General features: G+C 62.6%; 23 protein-coding genes and 1 pseudogene. 14 read left to right on the top strand and 10 right to left on the bottom strand.

All coding sequences use genetic code 11. From position 1 onward, the window contains the following. Nucleotides 1-117: 117 nt before the first annotated feature. The gene (locus ABIB15_RS12875; protein WP_354479286.1) at nt 118-738 is read right to left on the bottom strand and encodes a DUF6584 family protein; all 621 of its coding nucleotides are present in this window, start codon (nt 736-738) and stop codon (nt 118-120) included. 407 nt (nt 739-1,145) lie between these two features. Here ABIB15_RS12875 and ABIB15_RS12870 point away from each other — a divergent pair. The 3 genes and pseudogenes from ABIB15_RS12870 to ABIB15_RS12860 form a co-directional block, all read left to right on the top strand. Beyond that, nucleotides 1,146-1,442, top strand: a pseudogene (locus ABIB15_RS12870) (transposase); the annotation flags it as partial. Nucleotides 1,443-1,588: 146 nt separating this feature from the next. Further along, a complete protein-coding gene (locus tag ABIB15_RS12865) occupies nt 1,589-2,590 on the top strand; it encodes a matrixin family metalloprotease (protein ID WP_354479283.1) in 1,002 nt (333 codons plus the stop codon). Between the two features lie 1,599 nt (nt 2,591-4,189). Further along, nucleotides 4,190-4,729 (top strand): GNAT family N-acetyltransferase, encoded by a 540-nt coding sequence (locus tag ABIB15_RS12860; RefSeq protein ID WP_354479280.1) that lies wholly within the window; start codon nt 4,190-4,192, stop codon nt 4,727-4,729. Nucleotides 4,730-4,735: 6 nt separating this feature from the next. Here the strand turns inward: ABIB15_RS12860 and ABIB15_RS12855 are convergent, their stop codons facing one another. Further along, on the bottom strand, nt 4,736-5,167 hold the full coding sequence (locus ABIB15_RS12855; protein ID WP_354479277.1) for a bleomycin resistance protein: 432 nt from the start codon (nt 5,165-5,167) through the stop codon (nt 4,736-4,738). Nucleotides 5,168-5,306: 139 nt separating this feature from the next. Between ABIB15_RS12855 and ABIB15_RS12850 the strand changes: the two genes are divergently transcribed. Together ABIB15_RS12850 and ABIB15_RS12845 are read left to right on the top strand one after the other, a co-directional pair. Then, nucleotides 5,307-5,903 carry a hypothetical protein gene (locus ABIB15_RS12850; protein WP_354479274.1) on the top strand — a complete coding sequence of 199 codons (597 nt, stop codon included), beginning with the start codon at nt 5,307-5,309 and terminating at the stop codon, nt 5,901-5,903. Between the two features lie 197 nt (nt 5,904-6,100). Continuing rightward, nucleotides 6,101-7,084 carry a hypothetical protein gene (locus ABIB15_RS12845; protein ID WP_354479271.1) on the top strand — a complete coding sequence of 328 codons (984 nt, stop codon included), beginning with the start codon at nt 6,101-6,103 and terminating at the stop codon, nt 7,082-7,084. 170 nt (nt 7,085-7,254) lie between these two features. Here the strand turns inward: ABIB15_RS12845 and ABIB15_RS12840 are convergent, their stop codons facing one another. Continuing rightward, the gene (locus ABIB15_RS12840; RefSeq protein ID WP_354479268.1) at nt 7,255-7,494 is read right to left on the bottom strand and encodes a hypothetical protein; all 240 of its coding nucleotides are present in this window, start codon (nt 7,492-7,494) and stop codon (nt 7,255-7,257) included. 81 nt (nt 7,495-7,575) lie between these two features. On the opposite strand from ABIB15_RS12840, the gene ABIB15_RS12835 reads away from it, so the two are divergent. Next, nucleotides 7,576-7,995, top strand: coding sequence for a hypothetical protein (locus tag ABIB15_RS12835; RefSeq protein WP_354479266.1), 420 nt, complete (start codon nt 7,576-7,578; stop codon nt 7,993-7,995). Nucleotides 7,996-8,252: 257 nt separating this feature from the next. Here the strand turns inward: ABIB15_RS12835 and ABIB15_RS12830 are convergent, their stop codons facing one another. From ABIB15_RS12830 to dnaA, 7 genes are all read right to left on the bottom strand, one after another. Continuing rightward, entirely contained in the window at nt 8,253-8,660 is a 408-nt protein-coding gene (locus tag ABIB15_RS12830; protein WP_354479263.1) for a DUF3566 domain-containing protein, read from the bottom strand. Continuing rightward, a complete protein-coding gene (gene gyrA, locus ABIB15_RS12825) occupies nt 8,653-11,283 on the bottom strand; it encodes a DNA gyrase subunit A (RefSeq protein ID WP_354479260.1) in 2,631 nt (876 codons plus the stop codon). Before gyrA ends, ABIB15_RS12830 begins: the two co-directional genes overlap by 8 nt. A gap of 65 nt (nt 11,284-11,348) precedes the next feature. Then, nucleotides 11,349-13,319: a DNA topoisomerase (ATP-hydrolyzing) subunit B gene (gene gyrB / locus ABIB15_RS12820; RefSeq protein WP_354479257.1), complete on the bottom strand. Its 1,971-nt coding sequence runs from the start codon at nt 13,317-13,319 to the stop codon at nt 11,349-11,351. Between the two features lie 168 nt (nt 13,320-13,487). Beyond that, a complete protein-coding gene (locus ABIB15_RS12815) occupies nt 13,488-13,976 on the bottom strand; it encodes a DciA family protein (RefSeq protein ID WP_354479254.1) in 489 nt (162 codons plus the stop codon). Continuing rightward, nucleotides 13,973-15,136: a DNA replication/repair protein RecF gene (gene recF / locus ABIB15_RS12810; RefSeq protein ID WP_354479251.1), complete on the bottom strand. Its 1,164-nt coding sequence runs from the start codon at nt 15,134-15,136 to the stop codon at nt 13,973-13,975. Before recF ends, ABIB15_RS12815 begins: the two co-directional genes overlap by 4 nt. 73 nt (nt 15,137-15,209) lie before the next feature. Then, nucleotides 15,210-16,355, bottom strand: a complete 1,146-nt coding sequence (gene dnaN / locus ABIB15_RS12805) for a DNA polymerase III subunit beta (protein WP_354479248.1) — start codon at nt 16,353-16,355, stop codon at nt 15,210-15,212. 379 nt (nt 16,356-16,734) lie between these two features. Then, nucleotides 16,735-18,165 (bottom strand): chromosomal replication initiator protein DnaA, encoded by a 1,431-nt coding sequence (dnaA, locus tag ABIB15_RS12800; RefSeq protein ID WP_354479245.1) that lies wholly within the window; start codon nt 18,163-18,165, stop codon nt 16,735-16,737. A gap of 286 nt (nt 18,166-18,451) precedes the next feature. Between dnaA and rpmH the strand changes: the two genes are divergently transcribed. From rpmH to ABIB15_RS12760, 8 genes are all read left to right on the top strand, one after another. Beyond that, nucleotides 18,452-18,589 (top strand): 50S ribosomal protein L34, encoded by a 138-nt coding sequence (rpmH, locus tag ABIB15_RS12795; RefSeq protein ID WP_010204566.1) that lies wholly within the window; start codon nt 18,452-18,454, stop codon nt 18,587-18,589. Then, nucleotides 18,528-18,953 (top strand): ribonuclease P protein component, encoded by a 426-nt coding sequence (rnpA, locus tag ABIB15_RS12790; protein WP_354479239.1) that lies wholly within the window; start codon nt 18,528-18,530, stop codon nt 18,951-18,953. Before rpmH ends, rnpA begins: the two co-directional genes overlap by 62 nt. Then, entirely contained in the window at nt 18,950-19,294 is a 345-nt protein-coding gene (gene yidD, locus ABIB15_RS12785) for a membrane protein insertion efficiency factor YidD (RefSeq protein ID WP_354479236.1), read from the top strand. Before rnpA ends, yidD begins: the two co-directional genes overlap by 4 nt. 8 nt (nt 19,295-19,302) lie before the next feature. Next, nucleotides 19,303-20,265, top strand: coding sequence for a membrane protein insertase YidC (gene yidC, locus ABIB15_RS12780; RefSeq protein WP_354479234.1), 963 nt, complete (start codon nt 19,303-19,305; stop codon nt 20,263-20,265). 40 nt (nt 20,266-20,305) lie between these two features. Continuing rightward, nucleotides 20,306-20,860, top strand: coding sequence for a Jag family protein (locus ABIB15_RS12775; RefSeq protein WP_502908970.1), 555 nt, complete (start codon nt 20,306-20,308; stop codon nt 20,858-20,860). A gap of 29 nt (nt 20,861-20,889) precedes the next feature. Then, a complete protein-coding gene (gene rsmG, locus ABIB15_RS12770) occupies nt 20,890-21,525 on the top strand; it encodes a 16S rRNA (guanine(527)-N(7))-methyltransferase RsmG (RefSeq protein ID WP_354479309.1) in 636 nt (211 codons plus the stop codon). A 553-nt stretch (nt 21,526-22,078) separates the two neighbouring features. After that, the gene (locus tag ABIB15_RS12765) at nt 22,079-23,014 is read left to right on the top strand and encodes a ParA family protein (RefSeq protein WP_502908973.1); all 936 of its coding nucleotides are present in this window, start codon (nt 22,079-22,081) and stop codon (nt 23,012-23,014) included. Beyond that, the gene (locus tag ABIB15_RS12760; protein ID WP_354479231.1) at nt 23,014-23,955 is read left to right on the top strand and encodes a ParB/RepB/Spo0J family partition protein; all 942 of its coding nucleotides are present in this window, start codon (nt 23,014-23,016) and stop codon (nt 23,953-23,955) included. Before ABIB15_RS12765 ends, ABIB15_RS12760 begins: the two co-directional genes overlap by 1 nt. The last annotated feature ends 222 nt before the right edge of the window (nt 23,956-24,177 follow it).

Genomic DNA, 24,177 nt, shown 5'->3' with positions numbered 1-24,177 from the left:
CATCTTCATCCGGCGGGGTATACGGGCATCGAGCCTCAAGGCGGGAGTTGATCTGCCTGAGCCCCGACCAGCAAGCCGTTGAAGGTCCGGCTTACGGGCAGGTAATTGGTACTGCGATCACCAAAGGATGCGAACGGATAGGATCGCCGCGATCGCCGCGAACAATGCCCAGACCGCCGCGGAAACCCATTTCTGTCGCAGCAATGAGCTCCCGCATGCGAGGAGGCATGTGACTCCCAATCCGGTGACCACGGCGCCGTCGATCGTTGCCTGGGCTGCCGGCGTCTCCCTCATACCGAGTATCGTCACGAGTAACTCGCCGGCAGCTCCGGCGATGACGACCGCGATGGCTAGCACCCCCGCACTTGCGGAAAGTGTCGACGCCCAGCGCCGCACCCGCTCGGTGCCTGGAGGAATCCAAGGCCGCGCCAGCACCATGACTTCTTCGGGAATCGCGGCGCCCTTGGGAAGTGCCAGGAGCCTGCGCAGGTGGGCTTCATCCGGGCGTATCGCGGCAATCATCTTGGCAAAGGCCGCGATCTCCCTGTCGGTCGCCCAAGCCGTCGACAGGATCCCCCATCGGCCCGCCTGATCGGGGTGTCCGTGTGCGCGATACATCAATGCCAGTTCGCGTCGGCATCCAGCCGACTCTGGATGCGTTCCCAGAAACGCCTTAAGCGCATCGACTGCTAGAGCCCACCGCCCCGTGGCCACGAGGGCGCGAGCATCTGCGATCACCGCACGCTCATCTATAAGGAGAGTATGACGCAGGGCAATGCCCCCGAGTCCCGACAGGGGTTCCCTGTCGAACACTGCCAACAGGCGCCAACTACTCGTCATTCGTTGTGCTTTACTCGTGACATGGCAGCACGGTTGTTGTTACTGGTCGGGATCGCGGCAGCCATCATTGGACTGTTTGGGACGGTTCTGTATTTGTTCCAGCCCTGGCGAACGTGCCCTTACGACGATTCGCCGGCAGCATGCGCCATGCTCCCCGGCGATGCGGCGATGCGGCGGTGATGGCGGCCCGCTGGCGAAACCGGCATTGATAACGCTGCGGCTGCAGCGATCGCAATCATTGATCTGGGGATCCGACCTCGGAACCTAGACATACTTACCCCTCCCTTTCACTCGGATTAGAAGTCCTCCTCGCGTTCGCTGCATTCCCGCAACGACACTGGCGGCAAATCTGGCCCACGAACCCGCTCGAGCGAATCAACAAAGAGATCAAACGCCGCACCGACGACGTCGGTGTCTTCCCGAACCCCGCCGCGCTTCTGCGCATGGCACGCGCGGTCCTGATCGAGCAACATGACGAATGGGAAGCCGGCGACCACCGCTACTTCTCCGAAGCCTCCATGCTCGAATTAGCCACCATAAACACGGTTAGCGCCACACCCGTCGAAGAGGTAACGCCCATCCCAGAACTCACTGCGGCATAATCAAACAACTGACCGGCACGGTGTCGAGAAACTCCACCACTCAACGGGACGTGACCTAGGCATGAATCTGATGGGCCCCGGAGGTGCCTTGTGTCGAGCATTACTTGAATGCTACGGTTTGGTCGACAGCTGGGAAGGAATGACTCATGCGGAGGTCCGCGAGTACTTTATTGGCGGCTGCACTTTCGATCATCAGCCTGACTGTGGGTGCTGGCTCCGCAGAGGCCACACCAGTGGTCTCGCAGTGTGAGGCCGTGAGGTCAGCTTGGCCGATCGAATCGACGGCCGTCGATGCGATCGAGGGATGCGCGGGAATCGATGGTGTGCTGATTCGCGACGCGGAGTCGAACATCACAGTCGCCCTGCCCCCGGAAGGAATAGCCGTCACCTACAGCGCACTTTCCGACACCCCCGGCATTGACATTCCCGAGTTCACCGTGGCTCGGTCGAGGAACGGTGAGATTGCGACAGCATCGGTGACACCAAATCGTCGCGTCGTCGAGGGCTCGATGACAACGGCACGTGCATTCGGACTGACATCCGACGCGACAGCTGACAGCGCTGTTCAAGCGACGAACCCGAAGTGCGACAGCTTCGCCTACTCGATCTCGAACGAGCGCTGGCTCTCCACTGCAAGCTGGTATTACAGGGCGCCGAGCTTCGGTGGTCAGGTGCGGGTGGCGGCGGCGTTCAGTGCGATGGCGGATGGGATTGGTGACTGCGGTACGAACACGCCGAACAGCGCGGCTCACTCCTACGCTGGAAGTACCACGAGCAGCAGTCAAGTGAATGACTCGATTTGCGGACCGTCGGATCTCAAGAACGTCGTCGACGGCGGGGATCTGTCGGGCACGACGCTCGCCGCCACCTGCACTTGGCGCACCACGGGTCAGATCGTCAACGCCGACATCCGGATCGATACCTCCAGTCGATCCTGGTACACGGGCTCATCGACCACGGGGTGCTCCGGCTCGTCGACATACGACCTCCAGGGCGTGATGACGCACGAGGCAGGCCACTTCTTCGGCCTGAACCATGTCGCGCAGTCGACGAATCAAGTCATGGTGCCGTCATCGTTCGCCTGCCAGACGTCGCACCGGCGGCTCGGTGACGGCGACCTAGCGGGTATGAAGGCGCGCTACCCGTGAGCCGCTCAACGGGAGTAGTGCTCCTCGTAATCGTGCTGGTCATCGCTGTCGCTCTGGTCGTGCTGTACAGCCTCGGAATGTTGGGCAACGCACCAGTCGCGTGACCGTGCCGCTAACTCGCCCCGGAAAGTGAATCTCAGCCCCTGACCACAATCGGGTCTGCCGCACGAGTAGGTGTCAAACCGATAACTTCTCGTAAGCATTCCACGTCGCGTTCGTGAGGTCTTCGTCGGTCCCGCTGGAAGACGATGAGATTGCGGTCGCCTCTGTCAATCACGCTCCGGTTGTCCCGACGTCGTCCCGCGCGCAGGTCGCGCAGTAGCGTTGCCGCCGACGGGCCCTTCGCCCCGTTTCTTGCAGGACATGGACGGCGTGCTGCGTCTCCGTGACGGCAACGAGGTCGACGACGCTTTCAGCCGCGAGATTACGTTCCGTCACAACGATTACCCGGGCCTGTTCCGGAACCGGATAAGTGCAATTAGTCGTACTGCTCCCCGGCGAGGAAGTTCGCAGCTGGGCTGGCAGTTCCAACGCCGGGTGCTCATCTCGGTGGAGGATCCGCCACCGGAACGTGGAGGCGTCCCGGTGAACGTTCCCCATCCGGAACGGAGCGAGAGTCCACGATCGCCTGTTCGGGTGTCCCGGTCGCCGTCCGGCTTGCGGACAGTGCTAGTGATGTTCGTTGACCGCCGAGAGGGGGCGACGGCAAGATGTACACACACGTCTCTGTTCCGCTCAGCGTGAACGGCAGGATCGGCACCCAGTCGTGGATGGTGCGCGGGAACCGGCTGACGCACAGTTTCTGGCATTAGGAGTTGGAAGAGTGATCTTGTCAAACTCGGGACGCGGTTCTCTGCGGCAATCCGCCGCCGCCTTGCCCTGATGGTGCGTATGCTCGGCGTAATGAAGGACCGTCGACTTCCGCAACGCGCCGTTACCGACGCGCGACGGGCCTGGATCCTAGGTGGAACACTCCTCATCGGATCAGTTGCCGCACAAGTGATCCTTCAACCCGCCACGTGGACGATATTCGGGGTATCTCTCGTCGGGGAGGTCTTGTTCTTCCTGGCTGTGATTGTTTTCGCACTCGGAGTTCGGCGAGCCGGAAGCGTGACTGCTCGCCGACCGTTGGGAACTATCGCCCTCGTCGTATTCGCAACATCGTTTCTACTCGATTCTGTGTTGAGCGGCGTGAGTCTGGGTAGCGGGCTGTCTGTGAATTCACTTCTCACTCGTCCAGTTCGGCGCGGCCTTGATCGCCACTATTCAAATCGGGCGCGCCGGTGCCCTCCCGTATCCCTGGAACTGGGCGCCAGCGTGGGTTTTGGCGAGCGTGGCCGCCGCTTGGGTTCTGAGCAGAACCCTCATCGTCGAGTCGGAGGTTGCCCTGGTTGCTTCCCTCGTCTCGACTACTGAAAGCTTCGTGCGCCTTGGAGGTCCGCTCTTTCTCGGTGTCCTCGCGATAGTCCTCGGAAACCGAACTAAACGTCCCCAGACTGTGGCCGTGTACCCACCTGCTGGATAGGCCTCTTACCCATGTCGCGAGCGACGAGCGCATTCAGGGGTCCCGCAGGGGGCTGGTGCTGACACAATGTCGGTATGTCGCCGCCGCCCGTACTGAACACTCTGGAGACCGATCGCCTGACGCTGCGGCGCCAGAGAGTGAGCGACGCAGCCATCTATCGTCAGTTGTGGACTGAGCGGGATGTGCGGGTGCCTCCCCACCGACGAATAAGCCTCGAGGGACGCCCAACCGAGGAGGACATCGCCACGCAGATCCAAGAAGAGCGCGAAGCTTCGAGGCCGGGGCTGCTGGCGATGGAGCGAAAGGGAACGGCCGGTGCCATCGGGTATTGCGGGCTGGTCTTCAACGGGAACGCGTCGAACGAGGAGCCCGAACTAGCCTTCGAGTTGTTGCGGGCTGTTCACAACTGCGGTTACGCGACCGAGGCAGGCCGGGCCGTGATCACCTGGGCGGACGAGGCCGGCTATCGAAAGTTGTGGGCGACGGTGTGGGACTGGAATGTCGCGTCTCGGCGGGTCCTCGAGAAACTCGGATTCCGCGACACGGGCCGAGTGACTCGCGAAACCGTCGACGGCCGCAGCCTGCTAACCGTGCGAGAATTGCGACCGCTTTAGGTTCCACTAACGGACGGTTGGGCGTCGTCCGATCGATGACTGGAATCGGATTAGATAGCCGTCCGGGTCGGTCACGAGAAACTGGCTTACGCCGGCGTCATCGTCGGCCAGTTGGTACCACCTGATTTCTGGCTCCATGAAGAGTCCCACCCCGGCAAGCTCCAGTGACTTCACAATTGCATCAGTGTCGGGAACGGCGATCTGAAAGTTGATACCGCGACCGAGAGGTGTTTCAAGTTCAGAAGTGACCCAGTTCCGGCCCACTCCGACCTGTTCGAGCATCACGTGGGCCGCGCCGAGGGCGATGTAGGCGAATCGCTCTTCTGGTCGTGAATAGCGGAGTTCGAATCCGCAGATTCCACACCAGAACTCGATGCTCCGATCAATATCAGTCACCAGCAGCTCGGGCACGAGCGCAGGTTCGAATTCCTCAGTCACCGCCTCATCGTGACACAAGGAGCCCGCAACACGTTGCCCCTACGGTCGGCGTTCGGTGTGAGACTGTCCGGCATCCGCTCTTGGGGAGGAAACCTTGCGCTCATCCGCACCGGTGCCGGGGAACCCCTGGCCTCACGACATGCTCATCACCGTGGACGATGACCCGAGCACGTTGCTTGATCTGCTCTGGGTTCGGGAAGCGTGGAATCTTCACCCGGTCGGCGATGACCTCCCTCCTCTGCTGTCGGACGATTCGGTGCGTGCACACGCCCAGACCGGATTGACCGACGCGACCGCACCCTGGGTGGAGGCGTGGCCGGGGATCTGGAACGCATGTAGCGACCACGCAGGTCTGATTCAAGACAGCACGGTCTTCGACCAGCTCCAGCACACACTGGATGGATCACCGGAGCGCGCCGACTTGTTGGCAAAGTTGTTCGGGCCATCCTGGAACGACTCGTTCGGTGACGACGCCTTTACGGAGCAGCGCGAGACGTGGAACGTTGCACGATTCCATGCACGCACGCAGCGTCGCCCAACGTCCGTGGACGATGATCCGGAACGGCTGTCGCTGCGTGCGCTGATCCCCGCATGGCAAGCCGGGCTGACGAAAATTGTCACCATCCCCTGCCAAGGCTCATACACGCGCGTCATCGGGCAGCACACGCTCCTCGTGACGCATGAGACCCGAGACGATCACGAGCGATACAGCGAAGCCCTTAAACAGTTCCGATAGGGGTTGGGTATATGAGGCCCGCATGATGCGCGGCGGCTCATGAAAGGATCCCCGCCGCGATAGAGGCTCAGCAAGTGCCCGTTCAGGGTTCCCGTCTCGCTTGCGCGAACCAGGCAGGGGCTCGAACCGACTTGGGTGCAATGTACTCATCACCGGCCGAAACGCTAGCATCTCCGACTTGCGCCTAGCATTCAGGTGTGGCCTCTCTGGAGTTTGACCCCGCGCGATTGCGAGTGGAACGTGCCAAGGAGCATTCTGCGGAAATGGCGCGCGTGTGGAACAGATTTCTGGAGCCTCACCCCTTCGAATTCGACCTGCGCCGGATGTCGGCCAGGGAGTACGAGATGCGGGTCCTTCTCGAATCGCCCATACCGCCCGCGCTCTCGCTACTCTTCGGGGAATGGCTTTACAACCTTCGGAGCGCTCTGGATTATGTCGTCTTGGCTGCTGCCGTGCATACGTCGCGAAAGTATCCCCCGCCTGGCGAATCAGCCCTGCAATACCCGATCTACGATGACGCCTCATCTTGGAAGCGAAATCTGTACAGGTTGGCGCCGCTGGCGGAGCATCACCGCGAGATGCTCCTCACCATGCAGCCCTTCAACTCCGACCCGGACGGCAACTACTTGGGCTGGCTCAATCGACTAGCGCGGATCGACAGGCACCGGACGTTAGCCGTATCTACCGCAAGAGTCGCGGAGGCCGAGCCCGTCGTCGGAGTGCCACGTGACGCTGAACCTCGATTCAGATGGGGTGAGCGGACCCTCCGAAACGGTGTGTGCCGCCTTGGACGCCTCACATTCGACCGTGACGTTGAGCCCGAAGAGTTGCACTTCAATCCGCGCATCGGCATCGATCCGGAAATTGATGAATGGTCCAAGTCGCCGTTTTGGAGCAGGATCCGCTTTTCCGAAAGACTCCGCATGATCGAGCTGTTCGTGGCCGTCGAGATCACAATCTACGAGTTTGATACGACAGGAGACTCAGAAGGTCTCGAACGGCTGACGGAGACATTTCGGAACGAAGTGCTGACGCGTCGCGCATCTCAAGTTGACAGTCCTATCGAGCGCCTCGACAACCCAGAACTGCAATGGAGTGATCCAGTATTCGGTCGTGAGAGCAACCGTGGTCGGCTGCTTGGCCATGACTTCCCATCGCAGGGGAGCCACTCCGTGCGCTGATCTTGCACTCTTCCCAGAGGGCCTGCCCGCCGAGGTGTCGGCACCTGACCGAATCGACCCTGAGATCTGCGTTGATTGGGGGTTCCCAAATGCCACCCAGCTGCTCAACGCCGGCTCGAAGCACTGGCGGCGAATTCTGTGCCCCATGAAGGTTCGTTATCAGACACGCCCTAGGCCTCAAACACTTTGATGCGCTGGGTATCGTTCGTCGCGGTTCCGGGGCGTTCGCCCGCGTCGATCGCGGCCTGCTTGCACCAGCCACGCAGCGTGTCGGGATTCACCCCGACACGCTGCCCGATCCGGGTCACGGCCGCGTTCAGCGACACCTCCGGATCTTCCTTCCTGGTCTCGGCAATAAGCCGCATCGCACGCTCACGAAGCTCCGGCGGATACTTCCGCGGTGCTGGCATGATCATCATCCTCTCGTGGAATCAGACCCTCCATTAGACCCGGGGCGATTCAGCCAGAGTCGCGATGGCTATGGTTGCTAAATGAGCATGACCCGTCTGTTGGTTCCCATCGCTCTAATGTTGGCGTGTTCAGGCTGCGCGGGAAATGAATCGACAGTCGCACCGGTGACTTCAGAGGAATACGATGGCGGGTTCGAGGCCTACCGCTCATGCCTGTCGGACGCTGGCTATCAACTCCGGATGGAGGCCAACGACGGTGCTGTCATTCGCTTTAGCGTGCCCGCTGCTGCTGTAGAAAGCGGCGTCGATGTCTCGTGCTACGAGGAGCATTTCGCCACAACCGACGAAAGATGGCAACTTCAGAATGCCGACTCGTCGAAATCCGCGTCAACTCTCGCCGCGTGCTTGGAGCAGGAAGGAATCACGCCCGCTTCGAGCATGAAGGACATGGTTGAGCAGGCTACCGCCGCCGGCATTGACATTGGCACCTGCGCTCGATGAGGGGGCGTCTTACGTTCGGCTTACGGGCGATCTTGGCCAGGCAACTGTCTCATAACGCGGGCATCTCATAACCCATGCTGTTGCACCCCGCCCGGGGCGGGAGACACGGCACTCTCAATAAATCTCATCTTGGTTGAGAAAATTCTTTCGTCTGGCCGAGAGCGATCTCAAGCCCTTGTTGGTCTCATATGGGCCGTGAAGTCTCATCTGGGGCGAGATCTGACACCGGTGCGCGCGTCGCACCCGTATCCGAGCGATCAGTTGTTCTGGAATCCGACGAGCAGCCCGCCGGTGATTCGCGCGGCGAGGTTGTAGAGCACGGCGAAGATGGCGCCGAGAGCGGTGCCGATCACGACGTTGAGCGCCGCGACAATCAGCGCGAAGCTCGCCACGGTGACGAGCGAGAACTCACTGGTCACGCTGAAGGTTTCGTCGTTGAGCACCTCGCGGAACAGGGCGTCGAGCTCGCCGAAGATGCCGGTCGAGTTGAGCACTGTCCAGACCAGGATCGCCACGACGACCTGCACGATTCCGAGGCAGATCGCCGTGAGGAACGAGAGCTTGACCACAGACCAGAAGTCGAGGTAGACGAGCTTCAGGCGCACCTGCTTCGTAGTGGTCTTCTTTGGTGCCTTGCGCTGAAGTTTTTCGGCGACGCTACTCATCTACTGTTTCGTCCTTCCCAGCCTGGCTTTCGCCGGCTGAAACCGTCTCGGTCGAAGTTTCTTCGACCGGGTCCGAGTCGGGAGCGTCCGCCCCGGTCGGGGCCTCGGCATCCTGGGCAATCAGGTTACGTTCACTGTTCTTCGCGACTTCGATGATGCGATCGTCGGCGGCGAATCGAGCGAAGACCACGCCCATGGTATCGCGTCCTTTGGCCGGAACCTCGGCGACAGACGAGCGGACTACCTTGCCGCTCTCCAGAACGACGAGTACCTCGTCGTCCTCGCCCACGATGAGCGCGCCCGCGAGATCGCCGCGGTTCTCGGCGAGCTTGGCCACCTTGATGCCCAGTCCGCCGCGGTTCTGCACCCGGTACTGGTCGACGCTCGTGCGCTTCGCGTAGCCACCCTCGGTGACAACGAACACGTAGCCCTCGTCGGACACGACGGACGCGTCGAGCAGGGTATCGGCGCCGCGGAAATGCATGCCGATCACGCCGGACGTCGAGCGGCCCATCGGTCGGAGCGCCTCGTTGGAGGCTGTGAAACGGATCGACATTCCCTTGCGCGAGACCAGGAGCAGGTCGGAGTCGACCTCGACGAGCATCGCCGCGACCAGCTCGTCGTCCTCACGCAGGTTGATCGCGATGATGCCACCGGTGCGATTGGTGTCGTACTCAGTCAGCGCGGTCTTCTTAATGAGGCCACCGCGCGTGGCAAGCACCAGGTACTCGGCGGCGCCGTAGTCGCGGATGTCGAGAATCTGCGCGATCTCCTCGTCCGGCTGCAGCGCAAGCAGGTTGGCGACATGCTGGCCCTTGGCGTCGCGGCCCGCCTCCTGGACCTCGTAGGCCTTGGCACGGTAGACACGGCCCTTGTTGGTGAAGAACAACAGCCAATGGTGGGTGGTCGTGACGAAGAGGTGCTCGACGACGTCGTCCGCGCGCAATTGCGCACCCCGCACACCCTTGCCCCCACGGTGCTGGCTGCGGTAGTTGTCGCTGCGAGTGCGTTTGATGTAGCCGTCGCGGGTGACCGTGACGACCATCTCCTCCTCGGGGATGAGGTCTTCCACGTTCATGTCACCGTCGAAGCCGAACATGATCTCGGTTCGGCGGTCGTCGCCGAACTTCGTTACGATCTCGGTGAGCTCCTCGCTCACGATGTCCCGCTGGCGCTGGGGGCTCGCGAGAATCGACTGGTAGTCGGAGATCTCGAGCTCGATCGCGTCGTGCTCGTCGATGATCTTCTGGCGCTCGAGCGCGGCGAGGCGGCGCAGCTGCATCTCGAGGATCGCGCGGGCCTGCAGCTCGTCAATCTCGAGCAGCGCGATGAGCCCGTCGCGGGCATCCTCCACGGTCGACGAGCGGCGAATAAGCGCGATGACCTCGTCGAGGGCATCGAGAGCCTTGAGGTAGCCGCGCAGGATATGCGCGCGCTCCTCGGCCTTGCGCAGGCGAAATTTCGTGCGCCGCACGATGACGTCGATCTGGTGCGCGATCCACGCCGAGATGAAGCCGTCGATCGGGAGCGTGCGCGGGATGCCGTCGACGATCGCGAGCATGTTCGCGCCGAAGTTCTCCTGCAGCGGCGTGTGCTTGTAGAGATTGTTGAGCACCACCTTCGCAACCGCATCGCGCTTCAGCACGATGACGAGGCGCTGGCCGGTGCGGCCCGACGTTTCGTCGCGGATGTCGGCGATGCCGCCGAGCTTGCCCTCCTTGACGAGTTCAGCGATCTTGATCGCGAGGTTGTCGGGGTTCACCTGGTACGGCAGTTCGGTGATGACGAGGCACGTTCGTCCCTGGAGCTCCTCGACGCTCACCACCGCCCGCATCGTGATCGACCCACGTCCGGTGCGATAGGCGTCCTGGATGCCCTTGATGCCGAGAATCTGGGCACCAGTGGGGAAGTCCGGTCCCTTCACCCGCTGAAGGAGGGCTTCGAGGAGCTCCTCGCGCGAGGCATCCGGGTGTTCGAGGGCCCACAGCGCGCCCGAGGCGACCTCGCGCAGGTTGTGCGGCGGGATGTTGGTGGCCATGCCAACGGCGATGCCGACCGAGCCGTTGACGAGCAGGTTGGGGAACCTGGCCGGCAGCACGTCGGGCTCGAGGGTGCGCCCGTCGTAGTTGTCCGAGAAGTTGACGGTGTCCTCGTCGATGTCGCGGACCATCTCCATCGCGAGCGGCGCCATCTTGGTCTCGGTATACCGTGCGGCCGCGGCGCCGTCGTTGCCGGCAGACCCGAAGTTGCCCTGTCCGAGCGCGAGGGGGTAGCGGAGGTTCCACGGCTGCACGAGGCGCACAAGAGCGTCGTAGATCGACGAGTCGCCGTGCGGGTGGAACTGGCCCATGACCTCGCCGACGACGCGGGCGCTCTTGGAGAACGCTCGATCGGGGCGATAGCCGCCGTCGTACATCGCGTAGATGACGCGGCGGTGCACGGGCTTGAGGCCGTCGCGCACCTCCGGCAGCGCACGCCCGACGATGACGCTCATCGCATAGTCGAGGTACGACCGCTGCATCTCGAGTTGGAGGTCGACCTGCTCGATCTTGTCGTGCGTCAGGTCTATCTCGCGGCCCGCGATCTGCTGTTCCGCGTCGTCTGGAGTTACTTCGTCGGCCATATCCGGTGAGTCCTTAATGAGTGAGCGGGTGCGATCGGGGCGCGCAGCGCCCTAGCGAACCAGGGTCAGATGTCGAGAAAACGCACGTCTTTGGCGTTTTTCTGAATGAAGTTGCGTCGCGATTCCACGTTCTCCCCCATGAGGGTCGAGAAGATCTCGTCGGCGGCCAGTGCGTCGTCAAGTGTGACCTGGAGCAGCGTGCGGGTCTCGGGATTCATCGTCGTGTCCCACAATTCCTTGTAGTCCATCTCGCCGAGGCCCTTGTAGCGCTGGATGCCGTTGTCCTTCGGGATGCGCTTGCCGGCAGCGGCACCGGCGACGAGCAGCGCATCGCGCTCCCGGTCGGTATAGACGTACTCGTGGGGTGAATTGCTCCACTTGAGCCGGTACAGGGGCGGCTGCGCGAGATATACATAGCCGAGGTCGATCAGTGGGCGCATGTAGCGGAAGAGCAGGGTGAGGAGCAGCGTCGTGATGTGCTGACCGTCAACGTCGGCGTCGGCCATCAGCACGATCTTGTGATACCTGGCCTTCTCTGGCGTGAAGTCCTCGCCGATCCCCGCCCCGAAGGCGGTGATCATGGCCTGCACCTCGTTGTTGCCGAGAGCGCGATCGAGCCTGGCCTTCTCCACATTGAGGATCTTGCCGCGCAGCGGCAGAATCGCCTGGGTCTCCGGATCGCGGCCCTGTACCGCGGAACCACCAGCCGAGTCACCCTCGACGATGAAGATCTCGCTACGCGCGGGATCCTTGCTCGAGCAGTCCTTGAGCTTGCCCGGCATTCCGCCCGATTCAAGCAATCCCTTGCGGCGCGTCTGTTCCCGCGCCTTACGGGCGGCCATCCGCGCCTGTGAGGCCTGGATCGCCTTGCGGATGACGTCGCGTGCCTGGGTGGGGCTGCGGTCGAACCAGTCGGCGAGCTGCTCGCCGGCAATCTTCTGCACGAACGACTTCGCCTCGGTGTTGCCGAGTTTGGTCTTGGTTTGGCCCTCGAACTGCGGCTCGGCGAGCTTCACCGAGAGAACGGCCGTGAGACCTTCACGGACGTCATCGCCGGTGAGGTTCTCGTCCTTCTCCTTGATGATGCCCTTTTCGCGGGCGTAGCGGTTGACGAGGCTTGTGAGCGCCGCACGGAAGCCCTCTTCGTGGGTTCCACCCTCGTGGGTGTTGATGGTGTTGGCATAAGTATGAACGCTCTCCTGGTACGAGTTGGTCCACTGCATGGCTACCTCGACGGCGATCTTGCGCTCCTTGTCCTCCCATTCGAAAGAGATGATGTCGGGGTGCACGACCTCGACCTTCTTCGCGGAGTTGAGGTACTCGACATAGTCGACCAGCCCGTTCTCGTAGAGGTAGTTCACCTCGGTGCGCTCCGCTTCGTCGATCTCGCGCTCGTCGATGAGCGTGATCGTGAGGCCCTTGTTGAGGAACGCCATCTGCTGGAAGCGCGCGCGCAGGGTGTCGTAGTCGAACTCTATGGTCTCGAATGTGTCTGGGCTCGGCCAGAAGGTGACCGTCGTGCCGGTCTCGTCCGACGGCTCTCCCTTCTCGAGGGGGGCGTTCGGCACACCGTGGGTGAAGCTCTGTCGCCAGATGTGGCCCTGACGGCGCACCTCGACGTCGAGTTCCTTCGAGAGCGCGTTGACGACAGAGATTCCCACGCCGTGAAGGCCCCCGGACACCGCGTAGCCGCCTCCGCCGAACTTGCCGCCGGCGTGCAGGATCGTCAGCACGACTTCGACGGTCGACTTGTTCTCGCTCTTGTTGAGGTCGACGGGGATTCCCCGACCGTTGTCGATGACCCGGATGCCACCGTTGCGCAGCATCGTGATCACGATGAGGTCGCAATGGCCGGCGAGAGCCTCGTCCACCGAGTTGTCGACGACCTCATAGACGAGGTGGTGCAGGCCGCGGGGACCGGTCGAGCCGATGTACATGCCGGGGCGCTTGCGAACGGCTTCGAGCCCCTCGAGTACCTGAATCTGATCGGCGCCGTAACTGTCGTCTGGCAGGGGAGTAGGGGGGGCTGTCGTCATGAGGAAGTTGGGCTCCTGCCAGGTAGATCGGAACTGTCAACCGTGGCCGGGCTTTCGCGGTGGAAAGATGCCTCGAGGACCTCCCGATTCTACCAAGGCCCTGAGAGGCATCGGTCCTAAACGCCCTTACGAGGACAGATTTCGTGCTTGGTGATCGTTTTTGCCCTGTTATCCGTAGGTATCGCGTGGACCACGCCCAGGAATTGATTTGGGGCCGCGTTTCCAGGAGGGGGCACCCGGCCCTTCGAAGCGCACAGATTGAATGCCGGCATCCGGGTATTTCGCAGCGATCTGGCTCGTGATCTGTACCCTCATGAGGCGCAGCTGCGTTGCCCAGGCCGTTGAATCGCAGCGCACCGACAGGGTCCCCTCCTCGATGCCAACCGGGGTCGAATGCGCCGCCGTCTCGGCGCCGGCGATATCCGCCCAAGACGCAAGCAGCTCCGACTGGGCGAGCGGTGAGTTCCAGCCGAGGGTGGCCGTGAGGTTGTCCAGTACCTCGCCGAGGCCGCGGGCATCCCGGCCCAGACCAAACGCGGTGCTCGAGCCGGGCTCCTTTTTCGCCCGCTTGCGGGCATCGCTCGTTCGGGCCAGGCCGTTGCCGAACATCCGCCGGAACCTCTCGTAGACGGCGCGGGATTCGGACTCCTCACTCATTTCTCCACGATCCTGCCCTGCCGGATGTGCACCGTGTTCGCGGTCAGCGCCTCGGGAACATCCTCGAGCACCGCCGCGGTGATGAGAACTTGTTCGAAACCGGCCACGGCTCCCGCGAGCCGCGCGCGCCGGGACTGGTCAAGTTCAGCAAAGACGTCGTCGAGGATGAGCACGGGGTCTCCGCTGGTCGACTCCCGGCGCAGCACCTCGGCCGACGCGAGCTTCAGGGCGAGAGCGAATGACCAGGACTCCCCATGGCTTGCGTAGCTACGCGCCGCCATTGTGTTGAGCTCGAGCACGAGGTCGTCGCGGTGGGGACCCGCGAGTGTGACGGCCCGATCGAGTTCAGCACGGCGCAACCGCACGAGCGACTCCCGGAACGCCACCGCGGCATCCGCGGCGGAGATCGGCACAAACCCGCCGGCCGCGGGCGCCGGGGAATTCTCGTCGTCGAGCCCCGAGGACAGGATGCTGAGCTGGCTTGCCAGCGTCACCCGATGGTCCTCCCCGGCGATCGCCACGTAGGCGGCGCTCACCTCCGGCACCAGCTGGGCGATCAGCCCGCTTCGCGCTTCGATGAGCTCGGAGCCCAAGGCGACGAGCCGGTCATCCCAGATCTCCAGAGTGGACAGCTGCCCCCCTCTCGCCCCGGAGGCCCTGGCCGACTTCAGTAGGCTGTTGCGCTGCTTGAGCACACGGTCGTAGTCGGCCATCACTCCCGACAGCCGCGGTGTGAGAAGGACAAGCAGTTCGTCGAGGAAGCGCCGACGTCCCGACGGTTCGCCGCGCACGAGCGCGAGATCCTCCGGGGCAAAGAGCACACTTGAGAAATACCGGGGTAGGTCGCGGGTCTTGATTGCTGACCGGTTGATCTGAGCGCGGTTGGCCGAGGTGCGGTTGAGTTGCACCTCGGCGAGCACCTGTCGGTCACCGTGCTGCACACGCGCACGGATGATCGCGCAATCGCAGAGCTGCCGGATCATCGCGTTATCGGTCGCGACGCGGTGTGAGCCGAGGGTGCTGAGATACCCGAGGGACTCCACAAGATTGGTCTTGCCCTGTCCGTTGCTACCGACGAACAGATTGGCCCCCGGCGCAAAGTCGACCTCGGCGGTCTCGTAATTACGAAAGTCGGTGAGGCTCAGGTGGGTGACTAGCATGCTGTTCTCCGCTGCACCCGACTACCCGGGCTCAGAACCGAGGGCGGTGCGCATGGGGTGTGTCGGGTGCCGCTCAGCGCAGCAGCAGATTCGGCTGCAGCAGGTAGCGGTAGTCGTCAGCGCCCGGCTGGTCCTTCGACGACTGGCTCGTGATGAGCACCGGCCCCGGCTTGTTCGGGTTGTCCGTCTTCGTGAACGAAATGCGCACAAACTCCGACTTCACCGCACCAAGACCGTCGAGCAGGAACTGAGGCTTGAGCGAGACGACGGTGTCGGTTCCGGTGAGGAAGGCGTCGATCGACTCGGATGCCTGGGCCTGCTCCGACCCGATTGCCTCGAGGGTCAGCCCATCGACAGTGAAACTGAAACGCAGTGCCGCCTCGCGCTCGAGCACGAGCGAGACGCGCCGCACCGACTCGATGAGCTCTGCCGTGTTCACCACAGCGTAGTTATCGACAGTCTCGGGAAAAAGCCTCCTGACCGGGGGAAAATTGCCTTTTATGAGAAGCGAGGTAACGGTCTTCCTGTCGGCGCGAAAAGCGATGAGCTCGCGCTCATCGGTGCTCGTTATCGACACCGAGATGGTGCCGCTGTGGCCGAAGGTCTTGCCGATCTCCTGCAGCGTGCGCGCCGGCACGAGCGCCGTGACCGACTCGACATTGGATCCGGTCGAATCCCAGTCGATCGCCCGCACCGCGACGCGGTACCGGTCGGTGGCCACCAGGCTCAGCGAGTTCTGCGACACCTCGAGCTGCACTCCGGTGATCACCGGGGTGACATCGTCACGCGACGCCGCGACGGCAACCTGCGCTACCGCGGTGGCGAACTCCTCGGCGGGAAGCAGTCCGGTCTGCTCGGAGACCTGCGGCAGTGTCGGATACTCCTCGACCGGCATACTCAGCAGGGTGAAGTGCGCCGAGCCGCACGTGACCTTGATGCGGTTGTCTTCGGTCGAGAACTGCACCGGCGCGTTGGGCAGTCGGCTGGCGATATCGGCCAGGAGGCGGCCGGAGACGAGGATCTTGCCGGCCTCTTCGACCTCGGCCGTGATGGATGTCTGAGCGGACACTTCGTAGTCGAACGACGACAGCGTCAGTCCCTCATCGGTCGCCTCAATCAGCACGCCGCTGAGGATGGGCAGGGTGGTGCGTTGCGGGAGGAGCTTGACGGCAAAGGAGACGGCCTCACTGAAGACATCACGGTTGACCTGAAACTTCATTGGGACTCCCCTGGCGCGGTGCGGATGACTCGGGCCTCAATACTGACATAGCCGGAGCCCGGCTCCGCGGCCCGCTGTCGAGACCATCGGTGGTGAACAGGTTCTTTTCTGAGCCAATCGATTCTTTAAAGAACAATTGTATTAACCGTTGTGTGAACTGTGAGTAACTCCGACAATCTCAAACGACTGCTGGGAACTACACGCGTGTGAGTTGTGGAGGGGGTGTGGGACCGGTGGCATCCTCGGCCGAAGGTCACAAATTTTGTCATTCGGAGATTCCACAGGCGAGGCGCGTTCTCGACAAGCCAAAGGGTAGTTATCCACCGAATTACACAAGTTATCCACATTGTGTACTAAAGCCCCAATTATGGGGGCAGGGCTACAGACTGCTGTAGCGGTGGTTCTGTTTGATGCGGCTGGTGAGCTCAGTAACCTGGTTGTAAATCGAGCGCCGCTCCTTCATGAGCTCGCTGATCTTCTTGTTGGCGTACATGACGGTGGTGTGGTCGCGGTTGCCGAAAAGCTGCCCGATCTTCGGCAGGGAGAGGTTGGTCAGCTCCCGGCACAGGTACATCGCGATCTGCCGTGCTGTGGCAACGGCCTGCGACCGCGAGGAGCCGTAGAGGTCATCGACCGTCAGCTTGAAGTAGTCCGCGGTGTGATTGATGATGTCGACCGGGGCGATGACGTTGTCATCGTCGAGCGTGATGAGGTCCTTGAGCACCGTTTGTACGAGTGGCATGTCGACAGGCATCCGATTGAGGCTCGAGAAGGCCGTCACGCGGATGAGAGTGCCCTCGAGCTCCCGGATGTTCGATGACACCTTCGAGGCGATGTACTCGAGGATGTCGTGCGGCACCTGGAGCCGGTCGCTCTGCGCCTTCTTGCGCAGGATGGCGATGCGGGTCTCCAGATCCGGCGCCTGCACGTCGGTGATGAGGCCCCACTCGAAGCGCGACCGCATGCGGTCTTCGAAGCCCGTGAGCTGCTTGGGCGGCAGGTCGCTCGTGATGACCACCTGCTTGTTGTGGTCGTGGAGAGTGTTGAAGGTGTGGAAGAAGGCCTCCTGGGTGGAGTCCTTCCCCTGCAGGAACTGGATATCGTCGATCAGGAGGATATCGATGTCGCGGTACCTCGACTGGAACACCGACGCCCTGTTGTTGGCAATCGAGTTGATGAAGTCGTTGGTGAACTCCTCCGAACTGACGTACCGGACGCGGATGCCGGGATACAAGCTCTCGGCGTAGTGGCCGATCGCATGCAGAAGGTGGGTCTTGCCGAGCCCGGAGTCACCGTAGATGAAAAGAGGGTTATACGCCTTTGCCGGGGCCTCGGCGACCGCCACGGCCGCCGCATGGGCGAACCGGTTCGAGCCGCCGATCACGAAGTTGTCGAAGTTGTATTTCGGGTTGAGACGCGAATCGGAGCGTTTGCCGGTAGCCTCCGCAGGCGAAGGCATCATCGTCTTCTGTTCCTGCCAGGGCGCCTCGACGCTCTCCGCCGGCTGCTCCTCGGCAGGGTCGAGTGAGTCGTGCGAGATGTCGGGATTGACGACGATTGCGAAATTGGCGACCGAGGCGCCGTCGCCGAGGTCGGCGATGGCATTGAGCAGGGGCAGACGGATGCGCTGTTCCAGCATGCCTCGGGTGAGGTCGTTGGGCACCTCGAGATAGATTGTGCCCGCCATCACTCCCTTGGGCTCGACGAGGCTCAAGAAGCCCTGCAGTTGGGGGGTGATTCGGTCATCGGAGCGCAAACTTGCGAGAACGGATTGCCAGATGGGCTGGATCTCGTCCGCGGTGTCGGTCATGCTTCCCCTTTATGTGCAATTCTCTGGGTTATTCACAGGGTTATCCACCGGCTGTGTCGTCCACCCACCTTAGTTTGTGGGGATGTGGGCTCTGCAAGACGGGTTATCCCCATGTGGATAATCCGGACCCTCCACGGGCGTGGTTTGACCGCAGCCCTTAAAGAACGTATTTTTAATCAGTTGACTTCTGGCCCGTAGGCCATCCCAATCCTCTTCAGGCTGTGTGATATCGCTTGCCGGGGTTCCGGGCATCATCCTTTGACCGCAACATCGTGGAGATTCAATTATGAGCAAGCGCACATTCCAGCCCAACAACCGCCGTCGCGCGAAGGTGCACGGGTTCCGCCTCCGTATGCGCACTCGTGCCGGACGCGCCATCCTCGGCGCACGCCGTCGCAAGGGCCGCACCGAACTGTCCGCATAGCGGAACTCGGCCAGACCCACCGGTGCTCGCCCGACGCAATCGCATTGTCCGGTCCGATGACTATCGGTCGGTTGTTCGGTCCGGGCGTCGGTCGGCGACCCCTAACTTGGTGATCTACACGCGCAGGAGTCTGGCCGAACGGCCGCCTCGGGTCGGGTTCATCGTCTCCAAGGCGGTCGGCAACGCGGTTGTTCGCAATCTGGTCCGACGTCGATTCAAGGCCACCGTGTCGGTTCTCGTGGCGGATCTCGCCCCGGGGACCGACATCGTCATGCGAGCACTGCCAGCCGCGGCGCAGGCTTCCTGGGCTAGCCTGAGCACTGAAATAACCCAGATCCTACGCAAAGATACGGCGCGCGCATGAGACGAACACTGACGTTCGTCATACTGCTGCCCCGCAACATCTGTGTGATTATCCTGCGGGGTTATCGCGCCGTCATTTCTCCGCTGTATGGCGACGTCTGCCGGTACTACCCGTCGTGCTCGTCCTATGCGCTGCAGGCCATCCAGCATCATGGCGTGGTCCGCGGAATCTGGTACGGGTCACTCCGTCTCATCCGCTGTCACCCCTGGTCGGTCGGTGGCATCGACGACATCCCGCTTGCGCGGAACTCCGACAACACGATCACCCGGTTCGGTTTCGTGACACAACCTCAAGTAACCCGGGTTCATGCTGACCTGGTACTAAGCCACGGAAAGGGCTGACCCGAGACATGGACTTCCTAGGCACAATTCTCTGGCCCATTAAGTGGGTCATCGAAGCGATCCTCGTCGCGTTCCACTCGCTTATCACCCTGACCGGCATGGATCCGGATGCAGGGATCACCTGGGTCCTCTCGATTGTCGGCCTCGTGCTCGTGGTTCGTGCAGCGCTCATCCCGGTTTTTGTGCGGCAAATCAAGAGCCAACGCCGGATGCTCGAGGTCGCGCCGCACCTCAAAAAGATCCAGGACAAGTACAAGGGAAAGAAAGACCAGTTTTCTCGCGAGGCAATGCAACGCGAGACAATGGCCCTCTACAAGAGGACCGGTACGAATCCTCTGAGTTCGTGCCTGCCACTGCTGCTCCAGATGCCGATCTTCTTCGGCTTGTTCTCCGTGCTGCAGAGCGCCCAGAGTGACGGAAACCCGGCGGGGATCGGGCTGCTCAATCAGGAACTCGCGACCTCGTTCGGGACTTCGGAGCTGCTTGGCGCTCCCCTTCACCTGGCGATCTCCACAGCCGACGGCAATATCGCCGTCATTGTCATCGCATCAATCATGGTGGTGCTCATGACGGCGTCGCAGTTCATCACGCAGCTGCAGATCATGTCGAAGAACCAGTCTCCCGAGATGCAGGCCTCCCCCATGTACAAGCAGCAGAAGGTCCTCCTGTACCTACTGCCGCTGGTGTTCGCGTTCTCCGGGTTCACTTTCCCGCTGGGCGTGATGTTCTACTGGCTCGTCTCAAACTTCTGGACCATGGTGCAGCAGTTCATCGTCATCCGGAACATGCCAACCCCGGGCAGCGAGGCCGCGCTCGAACGCGAGAACCGCATCGCGAAGAAAAACCAGCGCCGTGGAATCACGATCGTCGAGGACAAGGACGAAAAGCCGCGCGACGAGATCAAGCCGGCGCAGCGCCAGCAGCCAGTCGGCAAGGCGCGCGCAAAGAAGAAGCCGAACAGCAAGCGCTAACGGATCAACCCTCCCCCCGATTTTCACAGAAAGCAGTGCAGTGAGCGATCTGACTACTCCCAGCGAGGCCACCCCGACGGATGCTGATACGCAGACCGAGGGGGCGGCGGTGGCACCGACAGAGACCGAGCGCACGGTCGTGCAGCTTGAAGAAGAGGGCGATATCGCGGCGGACTACATCGAGGAGCTTCTCGACATTACGGATCTCGATGGTGATATCGACATCGACGCACGCGATGGCCGCGCCTACCTTTCGGTGAACTCCAGCCAGGACAGCAATCTCCGGATACTCTCGAAGCCCGACACGGTGAACGCGCTGCAGGAACTCACACGGCTTGCCGTGCAGGCGAAGACAGGATCCTATTCCCGACTGATCCTTGATGTCGGCGGATCGCGCGCCGCTCGGGTCGCGGAATTGACGACGCTGGTGGATCACGCGGTGGAACGCATCGAAGCGGGGGCGCAGGCGGCAGCCCTGCCCCCGATGTCCTCCTACGAACGCAAGCTCGTGCACGACATTGTTGGTGCACGCGGCTTCGTGTCGGCATCGGAGGGCGAGGGTCGCGACCGCCACACCGTCGTCACGCGGGCATAGTTTCACGTGAAACATCTCGGCGGGTGCAATTGAGCACGGTGGTGTACGAGGCCGAGCCGCACGCGGCAGCCGGCCTCTTCGGCGAGCACATCGATGCGGCTCGTCAATACACCCGTGATCTGGCGCGGCGAGGCGAGGAGCTCGGACTGATCGGTCCACTGGAACTCCCCCGCTTGTGGACTCGTCACGTTGTCAACTCGGCGCTCGTCGCAGCGCTTGTCTGGCCGAACGCGCTCGTGGGTGACATTGGCAGTGGCGCCGGGCTACCCGGGCTCGTTCTGGCGATCGCACGTCCGGACGCTCAGTTCGTGCTGATCGAACCGATGGAGCGTCGCTGCGACTGGCTGCGTCACGAGGCTGCCGAGCTCGGCCTGGCCAACGTGGAGGTGATGCGCGTGAGGGCGGAGGACGCAGAACCTGCGCCGCTGCTCGACCAGGCCACCGCGCGTGCCGTGAGCGCACTGTCCAAGCTCCTCCCCCTCACCGTTCCACTGGTGCGCTCTGGTGGCGAAGTGATCCTGATGAAAGGTGCGAGCGTCGAGGCCGAGGTAGCGGCGGCCGCGAAGGCGATCAAACGGCTTCGGCTGACGGATTGTGAAACTCTGGTGCTCGGCGACGGTGCCGCCACCGAGGTAACAAGGGTGTTTCGAGCTACAGTGGATTGATCGATCGTTCGCGCGGGAGACAGACAGAATCTGGCACTGCGGGGCGTGGGGAGCTGTGCGAAACGATTGCAGCGCCCGCCAAATGAGCATGACCGGCCCACTGCGGTCGAGGGGGTTTCACGTGAAACATTTCGGTAGCAAGCGGCGAAGGAAGTTCCTCGGGGGGCCCGTCGATGAAGAGAAGACGAGCATGAACTTTCCGAATACCCCGCCCGCCCCTGTGGCGAGCGATCCAGCCGAGACGCCCAACTCCGCATCAGTGACGGCGCTTCTCGACCCGGCCGACGAACCCGCCCGGGTCTCGGCGCTAGGGCTAGAGAACCCGAATGATCTGGCCGACGCGGGCAACGACGACGAGGTTGGCGACGCGGACAACGCGAGCGATAACGACCACCCGAATGCCACGGGAGACGCAAGCGACGCGGACAGTGGAGAGGAGGACCGCGGCGACGGAGAGTACAACGTCGGGTCCGAGGGGGAGGATGACAGCTCCGCCGACATGGTCCACGCCACGGAAGTCCACGACAAGGCATCACAGGACGTGCTGGCGACCCTGCCCGTGGTCCAGGCTGCGGAGGCACCCACGACGGTGGACACGGTGACGCAGGGGGACGCCGCCGAGGACACCCCTCTGGCCCGCGAGATCGCCGACCTGACACGGCGCCGCTCGGCCCTCGCTGCAGAGCAGCTTCCACTCCCGGCCGCAACGCGTATCTTCACGGTCGCGAACCAGAAGGGGGGCGTCGGAAAGACGACAACCACCGTCAACCTTGCGGCGGCACTCGCCCGCGGCGGGTCCCGCGTGCTCGTGATCGACCTCGACCCGCAGGGAAACGCGTCGACTGCCCTCGGGGTAGACCATCGGGCCGACACCCCCAGCGTCTACGACGTCATCATCGACGACGAGCCGATGACGGAAATCGTGCAGAAGAGCCCCGAATTCGAGGGGCTCTACTGCCTCCCCGCCACGATCCACCTCGCCGGTGCCGAGATCGAGCTTGTCTCCATGGTTGCGAGGGAACAGCGGCTGCGCACCTCCCTTCAGCGATTCCTCGACGAGACACCGGAGCTCTTCCACTACGTTTTCATCGACTGCCCCCCCTCGCTCGGCCTTCTGACCATCAACGCGTTCGTTGCGGCGAGCGAGGTGCTCATCCCGATCCAGTGCGAGTACTACGCACTCGAGGGCCTGAGTCAGCTACTGAACAACATTTCGCTGATCGAGCGGCACCTGAACCCGACGCTCACGGTGTCCACGATTCTGCTGACCATGTTCGACTCCCGCACCAACCTGGCCAATCAGGTCGCACAGGACGTGCGAGACCACTTCCCCGATCAGGTCCTTCCGACGCCGATCCCGCGTTCGGTGCGGATCTCCGAAGCACCGAGTTACGGCCAGACCGTGATCAGTTATGACACCAATTCGGCAGGGTCACTGTCGTACCGAGAAGCAGCAGCAGAAATCGCTAGACGGGGAGCTCCGAACTAATGGCAACAAAACGCACAGGGCTTGGCCGTGGAATCGGTGCACTGATTCCGACCGACGATCCCACGACGGCTCGCCCCGTCGACGTGTTCTTCCCGACGAGGCAGGAATCGGCTGAGACCCTGGTTGCGGTACCGGGCGCTCGGCTGGCGAACCTGTCTCCGGCTGATATCGCCCCGAACGCCGTGCAGCCGCGCGCTGTGTTCGCGCAGGAGGAGCTCGACGAGCTGGTACATTCCATCCGCGAGGTCGGGCTGTTACAGCCCATTGTGGTGCGCCCGATTACCGGCGCGTCTGCCGGTGAACCGCACTACGAGCTTGTTATGGGAGAGCGCCGACTCCGTGCCGTCAAGATTCTGGGCCTCGAGTCAATCCCTGCTGTCGTCAAGAACACCGCCGACGACGCGATGCTACGGGACGCTCTCCTCGAGAACCTTCACCGCGCGAACCTCAACCCGCTCGAAGAAGCATCCGCATACCAACAGCTTCTTTCTGACTTCGGCATCACCCAGGACCAGCTCGCGACTAGGATCGGTCGATCGCGGCCACAGATCACCAACACGATACGTCTGCTTCGGCTGCCGGAGCCGATCCAGGCCCGGGTTGCCGCCGGCGTTCTCAGCGCCGGTCATGCTCGCGCGATCCTGTCGGCAGGGGAGCCCGAGGCGATGCAGCGTCTCGCCGACAAGATCGTCAACGAGGATCTCTCCGTGCGCGCGGCGGAGGCGGCCGCGGCGGTCGGGTCGACCAGTACGCCGGCAAAGCCGAGCGCGGGGCGCCGACAGGGCCAGCTTGACGAAATCGCGGAGAGATTGGGCGACCGGCTCAACACTCGCGTGAAGGTCACGCTCGGCGCCCGAAAGGGTCAGGTCGTCATCGACTTCGCGACGGTGAGCGACCTGAATCGCATTCTCGGCGAGCTCGGCGAGCCGGTTTTCACCTGATCAACGGCTAGTTTGCGAGTTTCCGCCCCGGGGGCTCGTGTCACCAATGGCCGCGGCGGCCGAAGTCCCATGTCGGCGACCCCCATGGCGAGGGCGGGAGCAGGTGGTGTCCGCTGATGAATGGTGATCTCGGCTCCCGTCCTGCGGAACGGCTGGCGCGCATGACCGAGACGGGGTCTCCGGAGGTGGCACTAGGGCGTGTTGATCAAGTCATCTCGGTCG

Source organism: Marisediminicola sp. UYEF4, from assembly GCF_040546025.1.
Lineage (GTDB): Bacteria > Actinomycetota > Actinomycetes > Actinomycetales > Microbacteriaceae > Marisediminicola.
The sequence above is the reverse complement of the archived record's forward strand: the minus strand, read 5'-3'. Positions and strand labels throughout refer to the sequence as shown.

Excerpts from the sequence above, each read along its gene's own strand:
- ABIB15_RS12815 (WP_354479254.1), bottom strand. The coding sequence starts at position 13,976 with ATGAGTGAGGAGTCCGAATCCCGCGCCGTCTACGAGAGGTTCCGGCGG.
- ABIB15_RS12865 (WP_354479283.1), top strand. The coding sequence starts at position 1,589 with ATGCGGAGGTCCGCGAGTACTTTATTGGCGGCTGCACTTTCGATCATC.
- gyrB (WP_354479257.1), bottom strand. The coding sequence starts at position 13,319 with ATGACGACAGCCCCCCCTACTCCCCTGCCAGACGACAGTTACGGCGCC.
- yidD (WP_354479236.1), top strand. The coding sequence starts at position 18,950 with ATGAGACGAACACTGACGTTCGTCATACTGCTGCCCCGCAACATCTGT.
- dnaN (WP_354479248.1), bottom strand. The coding sequence starts at position 16,355 with ATGAAGTTTCAGGTCAACCGTGATGTCTTCAGTGAGGCCGTCTCCTTT.
- gyrA (WP_354479260.1), bottom strand. The coding sequence starts at position 11,283 with ATGGCCGACGAAGTAACTCCAGACGACGCGGAACAGCAGATCGCGGGC.
- ABIB15_RS12760 (WP_354479231.1), top strand. The coding sequence starts at position 23,014 with ATGGCAACAAAACGCACAGGGCTTGGCCGTGGAATCGGTGCACTGATT.
- ABIB15_RS12840 (WP_354479268.1), bottom strand. The coding sequence starts at position 7,494 with ATGCCAGCACCGCGGAAGTATCCGCCGGAGCTTCGTGAGCGTGCGATG.
- recF (WP_354479251.1), bottom strand. The coding sequence starts at position 15,136 with ATGCTAGTCACCCACCTGAGCCTCACCGACTTTCGTAATTACGAGACC.
- ABIB15_RS12830 (WP_354479263.1), bottom strand. The coding sequence starts at position 8,660 with ATGAGTAGCGTCGCCGAAAAACTTCAGCGCAAGGCACCAAAGAAGACC.
- dnaA (WP_354479245.1), bottom strand. The coding sequence starts at position 18,165 with ATGACCGACACCGCGGACGAGATCCAGCCCATCTGGCAATCCGTTCTC.
- ABIB15_RS12850 (WP_354479274.1), top strand. The coding sequence starts at position 5,307 with ATGCTCATCACCGTGGACGATGACCCGAGCACGTTGCTTGATCTGCTC.
- yidC (WP_354479234.1), top strand. The coding sequence starts at position 19,303 with ATGGACTTCCTAGGCACAATTCTCTGGCCCATTAAGTGGGTCATCGAA.
- rpmH (WP_010204566.1), top strand. The coding sequence starts at position 18,452 with ATGAGCAAGCGCACATTCCAGCCCAACAACCGCCGTCGCGCGAAGGTG.
- ABIB15_RS12860 (WP_354479280.1), top strand. The coding sequence starts at position 4,190 with ATGTCGCCGCCGCCCGTACTGAACACTCTGGAGACCGATCGCCTGACG.
- ABIB15_RS12835 (WP_354479266.1), top strand. The coding sequence starts at position 7,576 with ATGAGCATGACCCGTCTGTTGGTTCCCATCGCTCTAATGTTGGCGTGT.